This window comes from Sinorhizobium garamanticum, from assembly GCF_029892065.1.
In the GTDB taxonomy this organism is placed as follows: Bacteria; Pseudomonadota; Alphaproteobacteria; order Rhizobiales; family Rhizobiaceae; genus Sinorhizobium; species Sinorhizobium garamanticum.
Window position 1 is genome coordinate 3,557,804 of the sequence record NZ_CP120373.1, and the last position, 20,009, is coordinate 3,577,812.

At 61.0% G+C, this 20,009-nt stretch carries 16 protein-coding genes; 9 read left to right on the top strand and 7 right to left on the bottom strand.

Annotation, left to right across the window (positions count from 1 at the left end):
* Positions 1 to 31 precede the first annotated feature (31 nt).
* The 5 genes from PZN02_RS16770 to PZN02_RS16790 form a co-directional block, all read right to left on the bottom strand.
* Positions 32 to 439 carry an NUDIX hydrolase gene (locus PZN02_RS16770; RefSeq protein WP_280659082.1) on the bottom strand — a complete coding sequence of 136 codons (408 nt, stop codon included), beginning with the start codon at positions 437 to 439 and terminating at the stop codon, positions 32 to 34.
* Positions 440 to 450: 11 nt separating this feature from the next.
* Positions 451 to 1,959, bottom strand: coding sequence for a DEAD/DEAH box helicase (locus tag PZN02_RS16775; protein WP_280659083.1), 1,509 nt, complete (start codon positions 1,957 to 1,959; stop codon positions 451 to 453).
* A 197-nt stretch (positions 1,960 to 2,156) separates the two neighbouring features.
* Positions 2,157 to 3,482: a M23 family metallopeptidase gene (locus tag PZN02_RS16780; protein ID WP_280659084.1), complete on the bottom strand. Its 1,326-nt coding sequence runs from the start codon at positions 3,480 to 3,482 to the stop codon at positions 2,157 to 2,159.
* 93 nt (positions 3,483 to 3,575) lie between these two features.
* On the bottom strand, positions 3,576 to 4,403 hold the full coding sequence (locus PZN02_RS16785; protein WP_280659085.1) for a ferritin-like domain-containing protein: 828 nt from the start codon (positions 4,401 to 4,403) through the stop codon (positions 3,576 to 3,578).
* A gap of 17 nt (positions 4,404 to 4,420) precedes the next feature.
* Positions 4,421 to 4,888: a peroxiredoxin gene (locus PZN02_RS16790; RefSeq protein ID WP_280659086.1), complete on the bottom strand. Its 468-nt coding sequence runs from the start codon at positions 4,886 to 4,888 to the stop codon at positions 4,421 to 4,423.
* A 316-nt stretch (positions 4,889 to 5,204) separates the two neighbouring features.
* Between PZN02_RS16790 and PZN02_RS16795 the strand changes: the two genes are divergently transcribed.
* Complete coding sequence (locus tag PZN02_RS16795) at positions 5,205 to 8,591, top strand: YhdP family protein (protein ID WP_280659087.1); 3,387 nt, start codon at positions 5,205 to 5,207, stop codon at positions 8,589 to 8,591.
* A 141-nt stretch (positions 8,592 to 8,732) separates the two neighbouring features.
* Here the strand turns inward: PZN02_RS16795 and tyrS are convergent, their stop codons facing one another.
* Positions 8,733 to 9,983, bottom strand: a complete 1,251-nt coding sequence (gene tyrS / locus PZN02_RS16800) for a tyrosine--tRNA ligase (RefSeq protein WP_280659088.1) — start codon at positions 9,981 to 9,983, stop codon at positions 8,733 to 8,735.
* 170 nt (positions 9,984 to 10,153) lie between these two features.
* Between tyrS and PZN02_RS16805 the strand changes: the two genes are divergently transcribed.
* Positions 10,154 to 11,329: an anhydro-N-acetylmuramic acid kinase gene (locus tag PZN02_RS16805; RefSeq protein ID WP_280659089.1), complete on the top strand. Its 1,176-nt coding sequence runs from the start codon at positions 10,154 to 10,156 to the stop codon at positions 11,327 to 11,329.
* A 122-nt stretch (positions 11,330 to 11,451) separates the two neighbouring features.
* On the top strand, positions 11,452 to 12,651 hold the full coding sequence (locus PZN02_RS16810; protein WP_280659090.1) for a GGDEF domain-containing protein: 1,200 nt from the start codon (positions 11,452 to 11,454) through the stop codon (positions 12,649 to 12,651).
* Positions 12,652 to 12,717: 66 nt separating this feature from the next.
* On the opposite strand, the gene PZN02_RS16815 is transcribed toward PZN02_RS16810, so the two are convergent.
* Positions 12,718 to 13,395, bottom strand: a complete 678-nt coding sequence (locus PZN02_RS16815; RefSeq protein ID WP_225106982.1) for an alpha/beta hydrolase — start codon at positions 13,393 to 13,395, stop codon at positions 12,718 to 12,720.
* A gap of 224 nt (positions 13,396 to 13,619) precedes the next feature.
* On the opposite strand from PZN02_RS16815, the gene PZN02_RS16820 reads away from it, so the two are divergent.
* The 6 genes from PZN02_RS16820 to PZN02_RS16845 all read left to right on the top strand — a co-directional run bounded on the left by PZN02_RS16820 (position 13,620) and on the right by PZN02_RS16845 (position 19,968).
* Entirely contained in the window at positions 13,620 to 14,786 is a 1,167-nt protein-coding gene (locus PZN02_RS16820) for a cysteine desulfurase family protein (protein WP_280659091.1), read from the top strand.
* A 152-nt stretch (positions 14,787 to 14,938) separates the two neighbouring features.
* Positions 14,939 to 16,408 carry a Fe-S cluster assembly protein SufB gene (gene sufB / locus PZN02_RS16825; RefSeq protein WP_280659092.1) on the top strand — a complete coding sequence of 490 codons (1,470 nt, stop codon included), beginning with the start codon at positions 14,939 to 14,941 and terminating at the stop codon, positions 16,406 to 16,408.
* 15 nt (positions 16,409 to 16,423) lie between these two features.
* Positions 16,424 to 16,648 carry a hypothetical protein gene (locus tag PZN02_RS16830; RefSeq protein WP_280659093.1) on the top strand — a complete coding sequence of 75 codons (225 nt, stop codon included), beginning with the start codon at positions 16,424 to 16,426 and terminating at the stop codon, positions 16,646 to 16,648.
* A gap of 10 nt (positions 16,649 to 16,658) precedes the next feature.
* Entirely contained in the window at positions 16,659 to 17,414 is a 756-nt protein-coding gene (sufC, locus tag PZN02_RS16835) for a Fe-S cluster assembly ATPase SufC (RefSeq protein ID WP_280659094.1), read from the top strand.
* Between the two features lie 22 nt (positions 17,415 to 17,436).
* Complete coding sequence (gene sufD, locus PZN02_RS16840) at positions 17,437 to 18,714, top strand: Fe-S cluster assembly protein SufD (RefSeq protein WP_280659095.1); 1,278 nt, start codon at positions 17,437 to 17,439, stop codon at positions 18,712 to 18,714.
* Between the two features lie 12 nt (positions 18,715 to 18,726).
* A complete protein-coding gene (locus PZN02_RS16845; protein ID WP_280659096.1) occupies positions 18,727 to 19,968 on the top strand; it encodes a cysteine desulfurase in 1,242 nt (413 codons plus the stop codon).
* Positions 19,969 to 20,009 lie beyond the last annotated feature (41 nt).

Sequence of the window (20,009 nt, forward strand, 5' to 3'; positions counted from 1 at the left end):
GTGGCGCGGCCGAACCGGCGGGGCTACCGACTTAGCCAAGAGCCCGAACGGCATCGGCGGCGAACCGCGACAGCGGCTGGGGTAGGGCGGAGAGATCGAACCAGCCGATGTCGGATAGCTTGTCCGGTTCGGTGAGGCGCGGCTCGCCTGAAAAATCATCCGTTACATAGATCAGCGAAACCCAGTGCTGCTGGTCGGTTTCGATCACCTGTTCGCTGATGCAGAGAAAGCGGGTCGAATGGATGGAAAGACCGCTTTCCTCCTCCGCCTCCCGGCGCGCCGCATTCTCGGCGCGCTCCATATGGTCGACCTTGCCCCCGACGATGTTCCAGTGACCCGCTTCTGGCGCCTTGAGGCGGCGGCAAAGCAGGATCTTGCCGTCGCGCATGATCGCGAGACCGCAACCAACACCGGGAAAATCGATGCCGGGGAGAGCCATGGGGCCGAGTGTCAGGCCTTGCCGGCGATCAGCATGAAGGCCGGAATCTCATCGCCAAAACCGACCGGCGTCGGACCGTCGTCATGATCGCGACGATGCCGGTTGCGGCGGTCGCGATTGTCGTCATTGGCGGCATTCTGCGTCCGGCCCGGCCGATCGTTGCGGCCGGCGTGGCCGCGCCCGTTGTCTGCATTGCGTTCCGGTTTCACCGCTTCCGCCCTTTCTGCGACTGGTTCAAGTTCAGCCGCACTATCGGCATAGGCGGTATCAGTTCTATGATCGGAACGGCCTCTGCCGGAGCGTTCCACATCTTTTTTGCGGTCCTTGTGACGATCGCGGCCACGATCCTTGCGGCCGGTGTCATGGCTTTCCATTGGTTCCGGAAGCTCGGAAAGATCGCCGTTCAGCCATTCGACCTTCTGGCCGATGAGCTTCTCGATGGCGTCGGCGAACTTCGTGTCGCGCTTCGTGACGAGCGTGAAGGAGGCGCCGGAACGGCCGGCGCGACCGGTGCGGCCGATGCGGTGAACATAGTCTTCCGCGTGAATCGGGACGTCGAAATTGAAGACATGGCTGACATCCGGAATGTCCAGCCCGCGAGCGGCAACGTCCGAAGCGACGAGCAGCTTGATGTTGCCGTCCTTGAAACTGGCGAGCATCGCCATGCGGGAGCGCTGATCCATGTCGCCATGCAGTGCGCCGACGGAGAAGCCGTGGCGGTCGAGCGAACGGAAGAGATCGGCAACATCCTTCTTGCGGTTGCAGAAGATAATTGCGTTCTTCAATTCGTCCTGGGAACGGATCAGATCGCGCAGGGCGGCGCGTTTTTCATAGTCCTTGGCGTGCGCGGCAACGAAACGCTGGGTAACGGTGGTCGCCGTTGAGGAGCGGCGAGCCACTTCCACACGCTCCGGATTCTGCAGGAAGCGATCTGCGAGCTTCTGGATTTCCGGCGGCATCGTCGCCGAGAAGAACAGCGTCTGGCGGGTAAAGGGAATAAGCTTCGCGATGCGCTCGATGTCGGGAATGAAGCCCATGTCGAGCATACGGTCCGCTTCGTCGATGACGAGGATCTCGACGCCTGACATCAAAAGCTTGCCACGCTCGAAATGGTCCAGCAGACGGCCGGGGGTGCAGATCAGCACATCGGCTCCGCGCTCGAGCTTGCGGTCCTGATCCTCAAAGGAAACACCACCAATCAAAAGCGCGATGTTGAGCTTGTGGTTCTTGCCGTACTTGTCAAAGTTCTCCGCGACCTGCGCGGCGAGCTCGCGCGTCGGCTCGAGGATCAGCGTGCGCGGCATGCGGGCGCGGGCGCGCCCCTTTTCCAGCAGCGTCAACATCGGCAGAACGAAGGACGCCGTCTTGCCGGTTCCGGTCTGTGCAGTACCCAGAATGTCACGGCGCTGCAGCGCCGGAGGGATGGCCCCGACCTGGATCGGTGTAGGAGTTGTGTAGCCCGCATCGGTAACGGCGGAGAGAACTTTTTGGCTCAGGCCAAGGTCAGCAAAATTGGTCAAAGGGGAAACTGTTTCCGTTCCGGTTCAATAGAACTCTGATCGATCGATGGAAAATGCGCCACCACGTGGCGGCGCTCTTAAGCCGAAAGGCGCCGAAAGTCAAGAAATCCAGCACGTTGAAGCGGTGAAAGGTAAACGACTGCGAATCTACCCATTTCTTGTCAAGCGGAAGGAGACAATGCTGGCGTCCGTAAACGTCAGTTCATCAAGCCCGCAAGCTTCGTGCCGGCACGAAGAAAAAGCACCGGATCGACGGCGCGGCCGTTCAAGCGAACTTCATAGTGCAGGTGCGGACCCGTTGACCGCCCCGTGCTTCCCGACTTGGCGATGACGTCATATGCTCGCACATGGTCACCTTCATTGACGAGAATGACCGACAGGTGGGCATAACGCGTCACGACGCCGTTGCCATGATCGATCTCGACCATATTGCCGTATCCGCCTGTCGGTCCGGCGGTTGTGACGGTCCCAGCGGCAGCAGAGCGAATCCGTGTGCCGATCGGTGCCCGAAAATCGATGCCCGCGTGGAGCGCCAGTCGCCCAAGAAACGGATCCAGTCGATTGCCGAAATTGCTGGTGACGTCGCTGGTGGGCGCAGGACTTTGGAGCGGCAGCTTGCGGGCGGCGTCGCGGGTTTCCTCCAGTTCCAGAAGCGCGCTATCGAGTGCTGCAAGCGACTTTCCGAAGGGATCCTCATTCTGTGGTTCGACGAACGGCCCACCGATCGCGTTTCCATCGGTCTCGTTCGCAGAAGCCTCCTGCTTTCCGGCCGATAGCGTGACGCCGGTCCATTCGACGATCGTCCTGATCGCTTCGGTCGCCCGGGTCGCGCTGCTCGTCAGATGCGCCATGCGCGCCATCTGATCGCGTTCGACATCTTTGAGTGAATGCGTAACTTTGGAAAAAATTCGGTCCGCTCGATCCGAGAGGATTTCCCTTTCGCGGCCCTCGGGCAGGGCAGGTGCGTAGGCGAGGGCGCCGAGGCGCGTCGGCGTCGCGCCGGCTTGCCCGTTCAAGCCCATGATTTCTTCAATTGCCTCCACCCCACCATTCCCATCCTCGGGCTTTTCGAAAGCGAGGGGATCGACCACAGGAGATGTGTCCTCACCGAGGCCGTCGGAAGCATCGGCACTTGCCGCCAAGGCGCCAAGCTTGCCGCTGCGCGACCATAGCGCCGATTGCTGCTGCAGGAGTTTCTCGACTTTCTCCTCGACGACCTGCTGGTCCAGCAATTGCCGGCTCGTCACCCGGTCTACCTGCGCCCTAAGCGCGGTGATTCGGTCTTCGTATTCATGCTGCATGCGAGCCTGGCGAGCGATCGTGCCGCCGATCAGGTCGTCTCTCAGGACCAGATAGGTCGTGGCCGCCAGATAGCCGATGCTGAAGACCCCGACGACAGATGTAACAAGCGCCGCCATCCACGGGCGAACGGTCATGTGCCGCACCTTGTCGCCGCTCGCCAGGATAAGCACGTGGCTTTGCCTGCGCTTGCGAAAGGCGCCGTTTGCCGAACGAACAGACACCACATCACCCCCAGCCGGATGCGAACTAGCTCGCGTTGCCCGGGAGCGATTACACTTTATTAGGGTTAACAAACCATTGAGTGAGGATCGGCGTCAGATGTTGGTGGACGCCGTCATCGAGCGGTAGAAGGACGGCGTCAAACCGGCTTCCGCACGCGCAATGTCATTGAACGGAGCCTTCAGCGGTCCGCGAAAATTCGCCCGCACGAGTGCCTGAAAGGTTGCGGCCGGATCCTTCTTTTGCCGTGCGCAAAGGAAGCGGAACCATTTTGCGCCGACGGCGACGTGACCCTTTTCGTCCTCGTAGATCACATCGAGAACGGCGGCACTCTCGTGATCGCCGGTTTCGCGCATTTTCGCCTGCAAAGCCGGCGTGACGTCAAGACCGCGGGCTTCGAGTATGAGCGGCACGACGGCAAGGCGCGCGGTCAAGTCGTTCCGTGTGTCGTGCGCGGCCTGCCACAGCCCGTCATGCGCGGGCAGGTCGCCATAGTCCGCACCAAGGTCGTTCAGCCGTCGCCGGATCATCCGAAAGTGTTTCGCCTCCTCGAAGGCGACCTGCATCCATCCGTCGAAGAACGAATTGGGCACCGGTTCCGAGGCAAAGCGGGCAACGATATCGAGCGCCAGGTCTACGGCGTTCAATTCGATATGGGCGATCGCATGGAGCAGGGCGATGCGCCCCTTCAATGAGCCGAGCGAGCGCCGCTTGACCTGAGTCGGCGGTGTGAGCACAGGCTTCGCCGGACGTCCCGGCCGCTCGGGAACCGAGCGATCCAGCGGGGAGCGCAGCGACAGCTTTCTGCCCTGCCAACGTCGCGCCGCCTCCTGTGCGAGCTCGGTCTTTTGGTGGAGGTCCGGTGAGCGAATCGCCTCGACGGCAGCGCCTCGCAAGCTGTGGAACTGCGGAAGGTCGGTCATCTCTGGCCCCTTTCGGTTCAAAGCGTCTTTGCGGCCGCCAGAACCTCGCTCGCATGGCCTGCAACCCTGACCTTTTCCCAAACCCGGTTGATGGTCCCATCGGGGTTTATCAGGAATGTCGTGCGTTCGACCCCCATGTATTTGCGCCCGTACAGGCTCTTCTCCACCCAGACGCCATAGGCATTGACGACGTTCTTTTCTTCGTCCGCCGCCAGAGCGACGGTTAGATTGTGCTTCTTGGCGAAGCGGTCGTGCCGCTTGACCGAATCGGGCGAGAGACCGATCAGAGCAATGCCGGCGGCTTCAAATTCGTCGGCAAGGCCGGAGAAGGAGATCGCCTCCTCGGTGCAGGCCTTGGTATCGTCCTTGGGATAGAAAAAGAGCACCACCGGCTTGCCGCGAAGGGCAGAGAGCGAGATCGAACCACCACCGTCGCGAGGAAGCTCAAAATCCGGGGCGACATCACCTGGTCCCAATCGTGCCATGATTTAACCTTTCTTACGCCAAGTTTTGCAGACATTCGGCAGGTAGGGCATACCGAAAATCGGCGACAGCCGTCCAGCGGATTTGTGATAGACAGGTTGCGGACGGCTTTGTTGGCTAGGAGTCTGGTCGGCGTTTCGTCGTGCAAAAAACCGGGGCGACAGCGAGCCTTTCCACAGCATCGGTAGGGACGCGTGGTGACGTGGCTCGACAAATTGTGATCTACATGGGTGAACAAAAGGTCCGGCCCTCGCGCGCGGCGACTGGCCTTACAAGGAAATATGCAATGCCGCACTTAGGTGGAGGGCGCCGGCACCGATGAGCGACATCCGCGGCGAAAGGGTTTGCTTTCGCAAGGAAGACATCATCGCACTGCACGAACTGCCTTCGGCGCAAGCCCATGACCCGGTCATCGTGCATGCGCCTCGGCCGGGCGGCGCCCTGCGTTTTCTCGGCAAGATCATACTGTGCTGCGCGTTGCTCACATTTGTCGTCGTGGCGTCCCTTGTCGCCATCATCGAAACCGGCCTGGTCGACGGGCCGCTCAATTCGCGTGCGCGCACGGCGCTGAACGCCGCGCTTGGCGAAAACTACAATGCCGATGTCGAGAGCACGGTGCTCCGCATGACGAGCGGCGGCGCGCTTGCGCTGAAGGCGCGCGGGGTGACGCTTAAGGAAAGCGGGTCGGGCCGCCACCTTGCCAAGCTCGGCGCAATTTCGATAGCGCTAGATCCCTTCGCCCTGATGACCGGACGCATAGCCGTGTCGCGGCTCGAGGCAGAAGAAGGCGAACTCGATACGGGACTGCTGCCACGCGGCGAACCGATCGACCTCACCACAATCCGAATCGCGGATGTCGGCGATGCGCTCGAGATGTTGTTCGCGCAGGCGGACCGCATGTCAAGGCTGACCGCGGGCAGGGCGACACAAACGGTGCTGCTCTCGGATTTCAGCCTGTCGGTCACAGGGTCACGCGGTCGCGTCGTTCCCGTCGAAGTGAAAACGCTGGAGTTCACCCACGACCCCAATAGCTCCATGCGCATCGATGGAGTTGTCGCGATCGACGGCATCGAAGCGCAATTGACCGCCAAAGCTCTCGGTGAGAACGGCCGGATCGGCGGTTTCGAAGGGACGGTCAGCGCTTTGCCGCTCTCCCCCTTTCTCTATCACGGCAAGTCGGGAAGCGAGGAAGCCTTCGGTGTCGAGGCGGCGGCGGACGTCAGCCTGAGGGCCACCCGTGCGGCTGACGGCCAGAAGCCGGAGTTGGAAGTCGGCGTCAGGACATCGCAAGGTTCGTTCCATGCCGGTGGCCTTGTTTCCGCTCTCAATCCGTCCGAACTGAACGTCTCCTATGATTTTGGCCGCGCCTCGGTCGAGATATTGCCGTCCGTCGTCAAGATCGGACGCTCGAGCTTTCCTTTTACGGGCGCCCTCATCGATCTCGACAAGGTTGCGGAGGCGAGCGAAACGGGCTTCGCCGTCGACCTTCTCTTGAAGAACGCAAGCACGGACCCTGAAGATATCCAGGAGAAACCGCTTGCCTTCGACGCCAAGGCAAGCGGACGGTTCGAGGCCGGCAGCCACCGGCTTATTTTCGACCAACTGGCGATATCGAGCCCGCTTGGCTCCATGGCTGGTTCGCTTTCGGTCGCCTTCGGCAAGACGTCGCCGCAGATCAGCTTCGTCGCGCTCAGCGAGCAGATGCATTCCACCGCCGTCAAGCAATTGTGGCCCTGGTGGCTCGCCAAGGGAGCGAGACGCTGGGCGATCGGCAATCTCTTCGGCGGCACGGTGACCGACGCGCGGATCGAGGTTTCGATTGCCGAGGGACGGATCGCCAACAACCAGGGCGAACTAAGGCTCGACGAGCATGAGCTCAACATCAGCTTCGCCATCGACGACACCCGTATCAACATCGCCGGGGAGATCCCACCGCTTCGTGACACCTCGGGGCGTTTCAAGCTCAGCGGCGAGCGCATGGTCGTCGACGTCGGAAAGGGTGCCGCCTATTTCCCGTCCGGCCGCTCGGTCGCGTTGAAAGGCGGCGACTTTATCATTCCCGACGTCTACAAGAAGCCGCTGATGGCGGAAATGAAGATCGAAGTCGGCGGGCAAGCCGACGCGATTGCCGAGCTTGTCGCCTATAAGCCGATCCGTGCCCTCCAGAAGACGCCATTCGTGCCGGAGGATTTCACCGGGCCGATGACCGCCCTGGTAGGCGCGCGGTTCGGCCTGGTTTCGGATCAGAAGCCGCCGTCGCCTCTCTGGCAAGCGGAGATGCAGCTTCAGGACGTGACGATCAACCGACCCATCTCCGGTCGTTCCATCGCCAATCTGGCGGGCACAATGCGGATCGACAACGCCCAGGCGGTGCTTGCGGCCGATGCACTGATCGACGGTTCCAAGATGCGGATCGCACTCACCGAGCCGGTGGACAGCAAGGCAAACGTGAAGCGAACACGCGAGATCTCGGGGACGCTCGACGACGCCGCGCGGCGGAAGATCGCTCCGGCCTTGTCGGGCATCGTCAGCGGGCCGGTCGGCGTCGACGTTTCGATGGCGGAAGACGGCAGCCAATCGGTCAAGGCGGACCTCGGCAAGGCTTCGCTGTCGCTGCCCTGGATCGGCTGGAGCAAGGGGGCTGGTATTCCCGCAAAAGCCCAATTCACTATCAAGGCAACCGAGGGCGTGACGGAGATCGGCGATTTCGATATCGCGGGCGACGGGTTCGGGGCTGCAGGTCGCCTGCGTGTCGATGACGCGGGCCTCGCATCGGCCGAGTTGAACGGTGTGCGCCTTGCCAACGGAGACGATTTCGCCGTCACGATCGATCGCAGCAAGGGCGGTTATTCTGTTGGTCTGACCGGTGGGGCCGCGGACATCAGGCCGGCGCTGGTGCGAGCGAAATCCGGATCCGGTTCGGCTGACAGCGGCAATATCACGCTCAACGCCCGGCTTGACCGGGTCACGGGCTTCAACGGCGAAGTCTTGTCCAATGTGCGTTTCGCCTATTCGGCCCGCGGGCAACAGATCGACGACATCGACCTCTCTGCCGTGACCAGGAGTGGGCAAGCGGTTGTGGCCAAGATGGCCAAATCCGGCGTCGACAACATACTGGAACTGACGACCGGCGACGCGGGCTCGCTGGCGCGCTTTGCCGATATCTATCGCAACATGAGCGGCGGTCTGATGCATCTGAGATTGCGCGATCGTGGCGCACGTTCCTGGCGCGGTGCTGTGGATGTGCGGAAATTCTCGCTCGTCGGCGAACAGCGGTTGCAATCCATGGTCTCGACGCCGGCGGGACAGGATGGCCGCAGCCTCAACCAGGCGGTTCGGCGTGACATCGACGTGAGCACGGCGCAGTTCGACCGCGGCTTCGCTCAACTCTTCCTCGATCAGGGCACGATCCGCGTCGAAAGCGGCGTCCTGCGCGGCGTCGACGTCGGGGCGACATTTCAGGGCACCGTCCGCGACGCACGGGACCGGATGGACATGACGGGTACCTTCATGCCGGCCTACGGGCTGAACCGGCTGTTCGGCGAACTGCCGCTGATCGGAGTCCTGCTCGGCAACGGTCGTGATCGCGGCCTGCTGGGCATCACCTTCAAGCTGACAGGCCAATTCACGCAGCCGCAGCTTACGATCAACCCATTGTCGATCATCGCGCCGGGCGTGTTCCGCAACATCTTCGAGTTTCAGTGAGACGATCGGCCCCGATCCCGGCACTCCTGCCATGGATCCACCGAGGCGCTGTCGTCCACGGCAGATTCAAGCGCGAACGGGATGGGAAACTACACGCTTCCCATCCCGTTCATGAATGCTTTGACTTCACTCCGATGCGGCTCAGGCCGGCCGCACGAGGATATGCTTCTTCTTGCCGAGCGACAGCTTGATGACGCCGCCGGCTATGTCGTCATCGGCAACGACCCGACGTTCGTCGCTGATCGCTTCGTCGTTGATTCTCACAGCACCGCCCTGGACGTGACGTCGCGCTTCGCCGTTCGAAGCCGCAAGGCCGGCGCGCACGATGAGCGTCAGCAACCCGACGCCGGCTTCGAGTTCAGCGGCGGGGACCTCGATCGACGGCAGGTTATCGGCAAGGGCGCCTTCCTCGAAGGTCTTGCGCGCCGTTTCCGCTGCATTTTCCGCAGCTTCCCGCCCATGTAGGATCGCGGTCACTTCGGTGGCGAGGATTTTCTTAGCTTCATTGATCTCCGAACCACCGAGGGCAGCAAGTCGGTCGATTTCCGCCATCGGCAGGGTGGTGAAGAGCTTCATAAAGCGGATGACGTCAGCGTCCTCTGTGTTTCGCCAGTATTGCCAGAAATCGTATACCGAAAGCAGTTCAGCGTTCAGCCAGACGGCACCAGACGCGGACTTGCCCATCTTGGCCCCGGAAGCAGTCGTCAACAGTGGAGAGGTGAGGGCGTACAGTTGCGGCGTTCCCATGCGATGGCCAAGGTCAATACCATTGACGATGTTGCCCCACTGATCCGAACCGCCCATCTGCAAGCGGCAGTCGTAGCGCTTGCAGAGCTCCACGAAATCGTAGGCCTGGAGGATCATGTAATTGAACTCGAGGAAAGAAAGCGAGTGCTCGCGATCGAGCCTCGTCTTCACGCTGTCGAAGGAGAGCATGCGGTTCACTGAGAAATGGCGGCCGACATCGCGCAGGAATTCAAGGTAGTTGAGCGAGCGCAGCCATTCGGCATTGTTGACCATCAATGCACGATTGGCACCCTTGTCGTATTCCAAGTAGTTGGCGAACACGCGCTTGATCGAGGCTATGTTGCTTTCGATGGTCTCGACAGTCATCAGTTGCCGTGCTTCGTCCTTGAAGGAGGGGTCTCCCACCATTCCGGTCCCCCCACCCATCAGCGAGATCGGTCGATGTCCTGTCGCCTGGAACCAGTGCAGAAGCATGATCTGCGTCAAGTGACCAACATGGAGGCTCGATGCCGTGGGGTCGTAGCCGATGTAGGCAGTGACGGTTTCCTTCCGCAGCAGGTCGTCGAGGCCCGTTTCATCGGAAATCTGATGGATGAAACCGCGCTCGCTGAGCGTATGGAGGAAATCGGACTTGAACTCGGACATGACCTGTTTCTTTCGGCTGGGTAGGACGTCTGCGGCCGGCGTTTATCATTGTTTTATCGAAAGTGCACGTTTTTGGTTGGCGGACATTTTGTTATGAAGGCGGTCGGCGGGACGAGGAAGAATGCCTGGTTTCTGTCGCATCGATCGAGGCAACCCGCGCGGAGGAATCAATGGGAAAGCTCTTGACGGCAATTGGCCTGATGAGCGGCACGAGCATGGACGGCATCGACGTCGCGCTGCTCCAAACCGACGGCGAGAACGTCGTGCAAAGGGGCCCTTCGGCTGGATACGCCTACGATGCGCGTTTTCGGGCGCGCCTGAAACAGGGACTCGAAGATGCCAAATCGATCGCGGTGCGGACGGAAAGGCCGGGGACACTCGCCCAACTGGAGCGAGACCTGACGCTGCGCCATGCGGAGGCAGTGGGATCATTCCTGCATGAAAACAATCTGTTACCGGAAAATATTGATGTAATCGGTTTCCATGGGCAAACAGTCCTGCACCGCCCAGACGAGGCGTTGACGGTGCAGATCGGCGATGGAGACTTGCTGGCGCGCGAAACACAAATCGACGTCGTCTACGATATGCGGGCCAACGACATGGTCCATGGCGGCCAGGGAGCGCCGCTCATCCCGGCCTACCACGCCGCGCTGGCGAACGGCTTGTCGCAAAAGCAGGAGATCGACGCGCCGGCTGTCTTCGTCAATATCGGCGGCATCTCCAACCTCACTTTCGTTGGCGCCGACCGGCGAATCGTCGCCTATGACAGCGGTCCCGGCAATACGCTGATCGACCAATGGGTGGAGGCCCATGCCGGTGTGCCCTACGACCAGGGCGGCATGATCGCAAGCGAAGGCACGATCGTGCCGGAACTCGCGGATCGGTATCTTTCTCATGCGTTTTTCACCGGGGAGAAACGCCGCTCGCTCGACAGAAACGACTTCGCGCCACCCACGGACGCCGACGCAAGCCTGGAAGACGGCGCTCGCACGCTCGCCTACGTCACCGCCGCGGCCATTCTCAAATCGGCAGGGCATCTTCCGGAAGCCCCGGCGACCTATGTCATCTGTGGCGGCGGCCGCCTCAACCCGATCATCATGAAGGATCTGACGAAGCTCGCCGGCGCGGCGCGCGGCCGGGTGCTGGCCGCCGAAGCGCTGGAACTGAATGGCGATTCGATGGAGGCTGAAGCCTGGGCCTATCTGGCGGTGAGATCGCTGCGCGGCTTGCCGTTGAGCTATCCGGAAACGACTGGTGTCGATCGACCTGTGAGCGGTGGTCGATTTGCATCGAAGTCGGTGGATGCCGAAGCTGAGCAAGCGACAAGGCAGGTCGAGCGGCCTTGACAGCGCACTTTTCCTTGTCTTGCTCTAATTGTTTCTTTGCACTCCGCCGGTAGGATAGCTTTCGGTGTGTGAGAATTATGCGGATCCGTGATTCGCAATGGGGACTCTTCGGAAGCTGTCGAATGGGTGGTGCGATTTCCCTTCTGGCCGTGAATTTCATCGTCGCCCAGATCTTTGCGGTCGCATTTCTCATTGTCGCGGCGAAGAGTCGCTCGGGCCGGCCAGCAATCTGGATCGCCGGCTGTTTCGTTGTCGCCTCTTTGTCTGCGGTGTTTGAAGCCGTTCTGCCCTTCAGCGCTTTTCCCCGCCTGTTCGCGATAGCCGCATTCGCCAGCGTCCTCGCAGGCTTCAGCCTGCTTCGCGTCGGGCTTGGGCTGCATTATCAGGTGCCGGTGCAGCCGGCGCTGCTTGCCGCTTTCTTCGTCGCATCGGTCATCGTCGACCTCCTGATCTACGACCTTCCGCGCGGCACCTTGCAGCATGCCTTCTTTTACCAGATGCCGTTCTTCCTGATTCAGGCGTGGTGCGCCTCGACGATCGTCCGGTCGCGGCGGCAAAATTACGCCGACCGGACTCTGCTCTGTCTTCTGGTACTGAGCGCGGCCTACTATCTTGCGAAGATCTACGCCGCGATAGCGGCAGGCTCTGGAAGAACGGCAGCTGATTATGTTTCCAGCCCGTTCGCGCTGATTTCTCAGGCTCTTGGCGCCATGCTGATCGTCGGAACCGGCCTGGCGATGCTCGGCGTCATGGTCAAGGACATCATCGATGACGCGCGGGCGAGCTCCGAAATCGACGCCCTCTCTGGCCTCTACAATCGCCGGGGCTTCGTGGAGCGTCTTGCTCCGATGCTGGAAAGACGCGGCGCGGGCAATCCCGGCGCGCTCGTTCTTACCGACCTCGACCATTTCAAGCGTGTGAACGACAGTTATGGCCATCATGCCGGGGACGAGGTGATCCGGCGGTTTTCCAGCCTCCTTCGCGAACTGATGCCGAGCCGAGCCGTTGCCGGACGCCTCGGAGGCGAGGAATTTGCCGTATTTCTACCCCTGACGGACCTATCGGAGGCACGTGTGCTCGCCCACGGCATACGCGCGGCGATGGCATCGATGCAAATTGATGGCCTGCCTGAAAAGGCGACGGTTACCGCCAGCTTCGGGGTCGCAGCGGTTGTCGCAAATGAGCCGCTCGAATTGGCCATGCAGCGAGCGGACAAGGCGCTTTATGCCGCCAAGGCCGCTGGACGCAACAGGGTGGAGTGCGCCGAAACGCCGGAACATGTCGTCAAGCCTGCAGTCCCACACTGGGTAGGACGAAGCTAGACGCTACGTCTCAGTGTGTCCTCGCCTGCTGAACTGCACGCGAGGACGGCGTGGCCAGTCGATATGTCAGCGGATGCGCTTGGCGGCCGGCTCCGGCGTCAGTTCACCGTTGAGACGGCGATCGAGATAGTCCTCACACTCGGCCATCAGAGTCTCGATCTGGCCGTTGAAGAAATGGTTCGCGCCGGGCACGGTCTTGTGTGTGATCAGGATGCCTTTCTGCGCCTTGAGCTTGTCAACGAGACCGTTGACATCCTTCTCGGGCGCCACCTTGTCGGCATCGCCGTTGATGATCAGGCCGGACGAGGGGCAAGGGGCGAGGAACGAGAAGTCATAGATGTTCGGCTGCGGCGCGACCGCCATGAAGCCTTCGATTTCCGGGCGGCGCATCAAGAGTTGCATGCCGATCCAGGCGCCGAAGGAGTAACCGGCAACCCAGCAGCTCTTCGAATCGGGATGCAGGCTCTGCACCCAGTCGAGCGCAGAGGCCGCGTCGGAAAGCTCGCCGGCGCCATGATCGAACTCACCCTGGCTGCGCCCGATGCCGCGGAAATTGAACCGGAGCGTCGTGAAACCGCGCTTCTGAAACATGTAGAAAAGCTGGTAGACGATCTGGTTGTTCATCGTGCCGCCGAACTGGGGGTGCGGATGCAGGATGATGGCGATCGGGGCGCTCTTCTGCTTCGAAGGCTGGTAACGACCTTCCAGTCGACCGGCTGGTCCGTTGAAGATAATCTCGGGCATTGGCTCTCCGGGAATGTTTCTGGTTCGAATTGCGGTTTCAGTGCCGATCTTGTCTTGACGAAAGCAGTCAGCTTTTCTAAAACCTAGTTTAGAACCGTTCAAAACTTCGGTGCGGGCATTCCGCCTTGTGCTTCGTCTCATAAGGCAAGCGACGCGGAAAATTCAAGGAAAATGCAACGGCACCGATTGTAACGGCCGAGCCGCTTGTCCTAACGAAAGAAACGATGTCGGGATCGCGCATTTATATGGACTGGAACGCCACGGCGCCGCTTCGCACTGAAGCGCGCGAGGCCTTCCTGTCGGCGCTTGATCAGGTCGGCAATCCGTCGTCGGTTCACGGCGAGGGCAGGGCGGTGCGCGCGCTTGTCGAAAGCGCGCGACGTGATGTCGCTGCGCTTTGCGGCGCGCAAGCCGCCTCGGTCACCTTCACCAGCGGCGCGACCGAGGCCGCCAATATGGTGCTGACCCCGGATTTCCGCATGGGGCGCACGCCGCTCAGGATCGCCAAGCTCTACGCGTCGGCGATCGAACATCCGGCAGTGCGCGAGGGCGGTCGCTTCGCGCGTGAAGACGTTTGCGAGGTGCCGGTGACGGCTGCCGGCGTCGTCGATTGTGCGGCGCTGGAAGCGCTGCTTGCTGCCCATGATCGTCAGGCCGGACTGCCGATGGTCGCCGTGATGCTTGCCAATAACGAGACAGGCATCGTCCAGCCTATCGCCGAGGTTGCCGCCATCGTTCGCGCCCACGGCGGCCTTCTGGTCGTCGATGCCGTACAGGCGGCGGGACGTCTGCCTTTGTCGATCGAGGCGCTTGGCGCGGATTTCCTCATCGTCTCTTCGCACAAGATCGGCGGGCCGAAAGGTGCGGGCGCGCTCGTCGCGCGAGGCGAAGTCATGATGCCTTCGGCGCTGATCCACGGCGGTGGACAGGAGAAAGGTCACCGTTCGGGTACGGAAAATGCGCCTGCACTTACCGGCTTTGGAGCAGCGGCCCGTGTGGTCGCCGGCAATATAGACGGACGTATGGCTGCCATTGCCGCGTTGCGCGATCGGCTCGAGGCCGAAATGCAGTCGTCTGCGCCGGATGTGGTGATCCATGGACGCGATGTTTCACGCATCGGCAACACGACCTATTTCACGCTTCCGGGCCTGAAAGCTGAAACCGGCCAGATCGCCTTCGACCTCGAAGGCGTGGCGCTTTCGGCGGGATCGGCCTGCTCCTCTGGCAAGGTCGGGCAGAGCCATGTGCTGACGGCGATGGGTTACGATCCTCGCCAGGGTGCATTGCGTATTTCGATCGGCGAGGCAACGACGGAGGCCGAAATCGAGCGTTGTGCGACCGTGTTTGCGAAAGTGGCGGCCCGCCGTCGCTCAACCGGAAAGGCCGCATGAGGCAAAACGATTGAATGAATTTGCGGAAAAGCAAATTTCCGCTTGGCAAATGGGGTGAAAAGCGCCTTTTAGCCATTACATAAGCGGTGCGCAAAGTTCGCATCGTGTTGACAAGCTACCGGACCTTGGATCCGGCAAGATTGGAGAACGACATGCCTGCCGTGCAGGAGACCATTGATCAGGTCCGCAAGATCGACGTGGACCAGTACAAATACGGCTTCGAAACGCATATCGAGATGGAGAAGGCGCCGAAGGGCCTGTCCGAGGAGATCATCCGTTTCATTTCGGCCAAGAAGAACGAACCGGAGTGGATGCTGGAATGGCGTCTTGAAGCCTATCGCCGCTGGCTGACTATGGACGAGCCGAGCTGGGCGCGTGTCCGCTACCCGAAGATCGACTTCAACGAGATTCATTACTACGCCGCGCCGAAGAGCATGTCGGGGCCGGGCTCCCTCGACGAGGTCGACCCGGAATTGCTCGCGGTCTACGAGAAGCTCGGCATCCCGCTGAAGGAGCAGGAAATCCTCGCTGGCGTGCAGAAATCGAAGATCGCCGTCGACGCGGTGTTCGATTCCGTTTCCGTCGTCACGACCTTCAAGGAAGAACTGAAGAAGGCCGGCGTGATCTTCATGTCGATCTCGGAGGCAATGCGGGAGCATCCGGATCTGGTCAAGAAGTATCTCGGTACGGTCGTGCCGCAGTCGGACAACTTTTATGCGACGCTGAACTCCGCGGTCTTCACCGACGGGTCCTTCGTCTATGTGCCGAAGGGCGTCCGGTGCCCGATGGAGCTTTCGACCTATTTCCGCATCAACGAGCGGAACACCGGCCAGTTCGAGCGTACGCTGATCATCGCCGACGAGGGCGCCTATGTGTCCTATCTCGAGGGCTGCACCGCGCCGCAGCGCGACGAGAACCAGCTCCATGCCGCGGTCGTCGAGCTGATCGCGCTCGATGACGCCGAGATCAAGTATTCGACGGTGCAGAACTGGTATCCGGGCGACAAGCACGGCAAGGGCGGCGTCTACAACTTCGTCACCAAGCGCGGCGATTGCCGCGGCAAGAATTCGAAGATTTCCTGGACGCAGGTCGAGACCGGCTCGGCGATCACCTGGAAATACCCGTCCTGCATCCTGCGCGGTGATGGCTCGCGCGGCGAGTTCTACTCGATCGCCGTGTCCAACGGTCACCAGCAGGTCGACTCGGGCACCAAGATGATCCACCTCGGCAAGAACACGTCGAGCCGCATCATTTCGAAGGGCATCGCCGCTGGCGTTTCGGACAACACCTATCGCGGTCAGGTTTCGGCCCACCGCAAGGCGGAGAACGCCCGCAACTTCACCCAGTGCGACTCGCTCCTGATCGGCGACAAGTGCGGCGCTCACACGGTGCCTTATATCGAGGCAAAGAATTCGACGGCGCAGTTCGAGCACGAAGCGACGACATCGAAGATCTCCGAGGACCAGCTCTTCTACTGCCTGCAGCGCGGCATCCCGGAAGAACAGGCGATCGCGCTGATCGTCAACGGCTTCGTCAAGGAGGTTATCCAGGAACTGCCGATGGAATTCGCCGTCGAGGCGCAGAAGCTGATCGGCATCTCGCTGGAAGGCTCGGTGGGTTAATCCGAGGCAAACCGCTTGGCCGAGCAGAAGGAGTTGTCGGCGGGGACGAAAGTGATGGTGATGACCATCCTCGTTTCCGTCGCCGGTCTTTTCCTTGGCGTCGTTGGCCTGATCGCAGAGTGGCCAGTGGCAAAGGGGATAGGCATTTGTTCCGGACTGCTTTTGGCTCTCGTTTTTTGGCTCAGCGCCAACGTCAAGAGTGACACATTGGACCGTTTCCTGTTTGGAAGAAGAGATTGAGAGACACTAAATGCTTGAAATCAAGAACCTGCATGCACGCATCGCCGAAGACGGCACCGAGATCATCCGCGGCCTGAACCTCACCGTGAAGGCGGGCGAAGTCGCCGCCATCATGGGACCGAACGGCTCCGGCAAGTCGACGCTGTCCTATGTGCTTTCCGGCCGCGAAGACTATGAAGTGACCGAAGGCGACATCCTCTATAACGGCGAGAGCATTCTGGAGCTCGACGCTTCCGAGCGTGCGGCAAAGGGCATCTTCCTCGCCTTCCAGTATCCGGTTGAGATTCCCGGCGTTGCCACCATGCAGTTCCTGAAGGTGGCGATGAATGAACAGCGCAAATATCGTGGTGAACAGGAACTGACGACACCGGAATTCATGCGCCTCGTCAAGGAAGCGGCCGGTGACCTCAAGATCGCGCCGGAAATGCTGCGCCGTCCGCTGAACGTCGGCTTCTCCGGTGGCGAGAAGAAGCGCGCGGAAATCCTGCAGATGGCGTTGCTCCAGCCGAAGCTTTGCGTTCTCGACGAGACCGACTCGGGCCTCGACATTGATGCGCTCAAGGTCGTCGCCGACGGCGTCAATGCGCTGCGTTCGCCGGATCGCGCTGTTGTCGTGATCACGCACTACCAGCGCCTGCTCGACTATATCGTTCCGGATACCGTTCACGTCCTCTACAAGGGCCAGGTTATCAAGTCGGGCGACAAGACGCTGGCGCATGAACTCGAAGCCAAGGGTTATGCGGATCTCATCGAGGCGGCAGCCTGACGCCTGTTGAAGGAGTGTTCGAATGAATATGCAACAGGCCATCAAGATGACGGCCGCCGAAACGGCGCTGGTCGATGCCTATACCGCGCAGATCGGTGATCTGCCTGGCGACGGAGCCGTGCTGTCGCTCCGCGACACGCTTGTCCACGAACTCAGGACGGCGGGGTTGCCGACGCGTCGTGTCGAGTCCTGGCACTATACGGACCTGCGCACCTTGCTGCGCGCGGTGCCTGCCGCTGATCCGTCGGCCTTTGCCGAGAGGGTCGAAGCTGTCGTTCCGGGATCGTCCGTGCTTGCTGTTCGCAGCGGCCAGGCCGACCTCAAGAGCCTCCCCAAGGGTGTGACGGCGCGCTCCTATACCGAGAGCCTGCTTGACGGTTCGGCGGTAGCCGGTCTCGCCGTCCTCGGTTCGGATGACGCAATCGGCCGGATCAATGGCGGGCTCGTTCGCGGCGGTCTCGAAATCGAGATTGCGGACGGTGCCGAGCTGGAAGCACCGCTCGAGATCCAGGTCGTCCAGAGCCACGGCCAGGCGCACACGCGCTTTCCCGTGTCCTTCGGCGCTGGCTCCAAGGCGACGGTGATCGAACGGCATCTGTCGATGAACGCGGAAGCGAGCTTCGTTTCTTCGGTGAGCGATGTCACGCTCGCCGAGGGTGCCGACGTGATCTGGATCATTCTCCAGCAGCAAGGTTCGGCCGATACGCATCTCGGCCAGATCCGCTTCGACCTCGGCAAGAACGCGAAGCTGCACCTCTTTATCATCAATGCCGGTGGCAAGCTGGTGCGCCAGGAAATCCACGGCAAAACGAGCGGCGAGGGCGCTGACCTCACGTTGCGCGGAATTAACCTGCTCGGCGGCGAGAGCCACACGGACGTGACGTTCACGCTTGGGCACGACGTGCCACATACGACGTCGACGGAGATCATCCGCAACGTCGTTTTCGACCGCGCGAGAGGTGTTTTCCAGGGCAAGATCCTGGTCGCTAAGGACGCGCAGAAGACCGACGCGAAGATGTCGTGCAACACTTTGCTCCTGTCCGACGACGCCGATTTTTCGTCAAAGCCCGAGCTGGAAATCTTCGCTGACGACGTCCAGTGCGGTCATGGCGCGACGGTAACGGATATCGACCATACCCAACTCTTTTACATGCTGGCGCGCGGCATCCCGGAGAAGAAGGCGCGCGCGATGCTCGTCAACGCTTTTGTTGCGGAGATCGTTGAGGAGCTGGAAGACGACGAGGATCTGGTCGAGGCGCTCGAGGGCGTAATCTCGGCCTGGCTCGAAAAACACACCTGATTGGATAACGAGATGGAACATACTGTGCCGGTTCCGGCCTACGACGTAGAGACGATCAGAAAGGATTTCCCGATCCTTTCGCGGACGGTCTATGGCAAGCCGCTTGTCTATCTCGACAACGGCGCATCGGCACAGAAGCCCCAGCTTGTTATCGACGCTGTGGCCCACGCATATGCCAATGAATATGCCAACGTCCATCGCGGTCTGCATTTCCTGTCGAACGCCGCGACGGAAGCCTATGAGGCGGCGCGCGAGAAGGTTCGCCGCTTCCTGAATGCGCCATCAGCCGACAACATCGTCTTCACGAAGTCCTCGACCGAGGCGATCAATGCGGTCGCCCACGGCTACGGCATGCCGAAACTCGGGGAGGGCGACGAGATCGTGCTCTCGATCATGGAGCACCACTCCAACATCGTTCCCTGGCATTTCATCCGTGAACGCCAGGGTGCAAAGCTCGTCTGGGCGCCCGTCGATGACGACGGCGCGTTTCACATCGAGGATTTTGTCAAGTGCCTGACGGAACGGACAAAGCTCATTGCCATTACCCACATGTCGAACGCGCTCGGTACGGTCGTGCCGGTGAAGGAAATCTGCCGCATCGCCCGTGAGCGCGGCATTCCGGTCATCGTCGACGGCAGCCAAGGCGCTGTGCATATGCCGGTCGATGTTCAAGACATCGACTGCGACTGGTACGTGATGACCGGCCATAAGCTTTATGGTCCGTCCGGCGTCGGCGTGCTCTACGGCAAGATGGATCGCCTGAAGGAGATGCGCCCCTTCATGGGTGGCGGCGAGATGATCGAGGTGGTGACCGAAGATGAGGTCACCTACAACGACCCGCCGCACCGCTTCGAGGCTGGCACACCGCCGATCGTTCAAGCGATCGGTCTCGGCTATGCGCTCGACTACATGGAAAAGGTCGGTCGCGAAGCGATACGCGCACATGAGGCGGATCTCACGGCCTACGCCCGCGAGCGGCTGTCGTCGATCAATTCGCTCAGGGTCTTCGGCGATGCGCCCGGCAAGGGCAGCATCTTCTCCTTCGAAATCGCCGGCATTCACTCACATGATGTTTCGATGGTGATCGACCGTGCCGGCGTTGCTGTCAGGGCCGGGACACATTGCGCGCAGCCGCTCTTGAAACGCTTCGGCGTCACCTCCACATGCCGTGCGTCCTTCGGCCTCTACAACACGCGGGCCGAGGTCGATGCGCTTGCCGATGCGCTGGAGCACGCTCGGAAGTTCTTTGCGTGAACAGACACTGCCAAGCGTCTGTTCAAAATATGGTTTGTCGC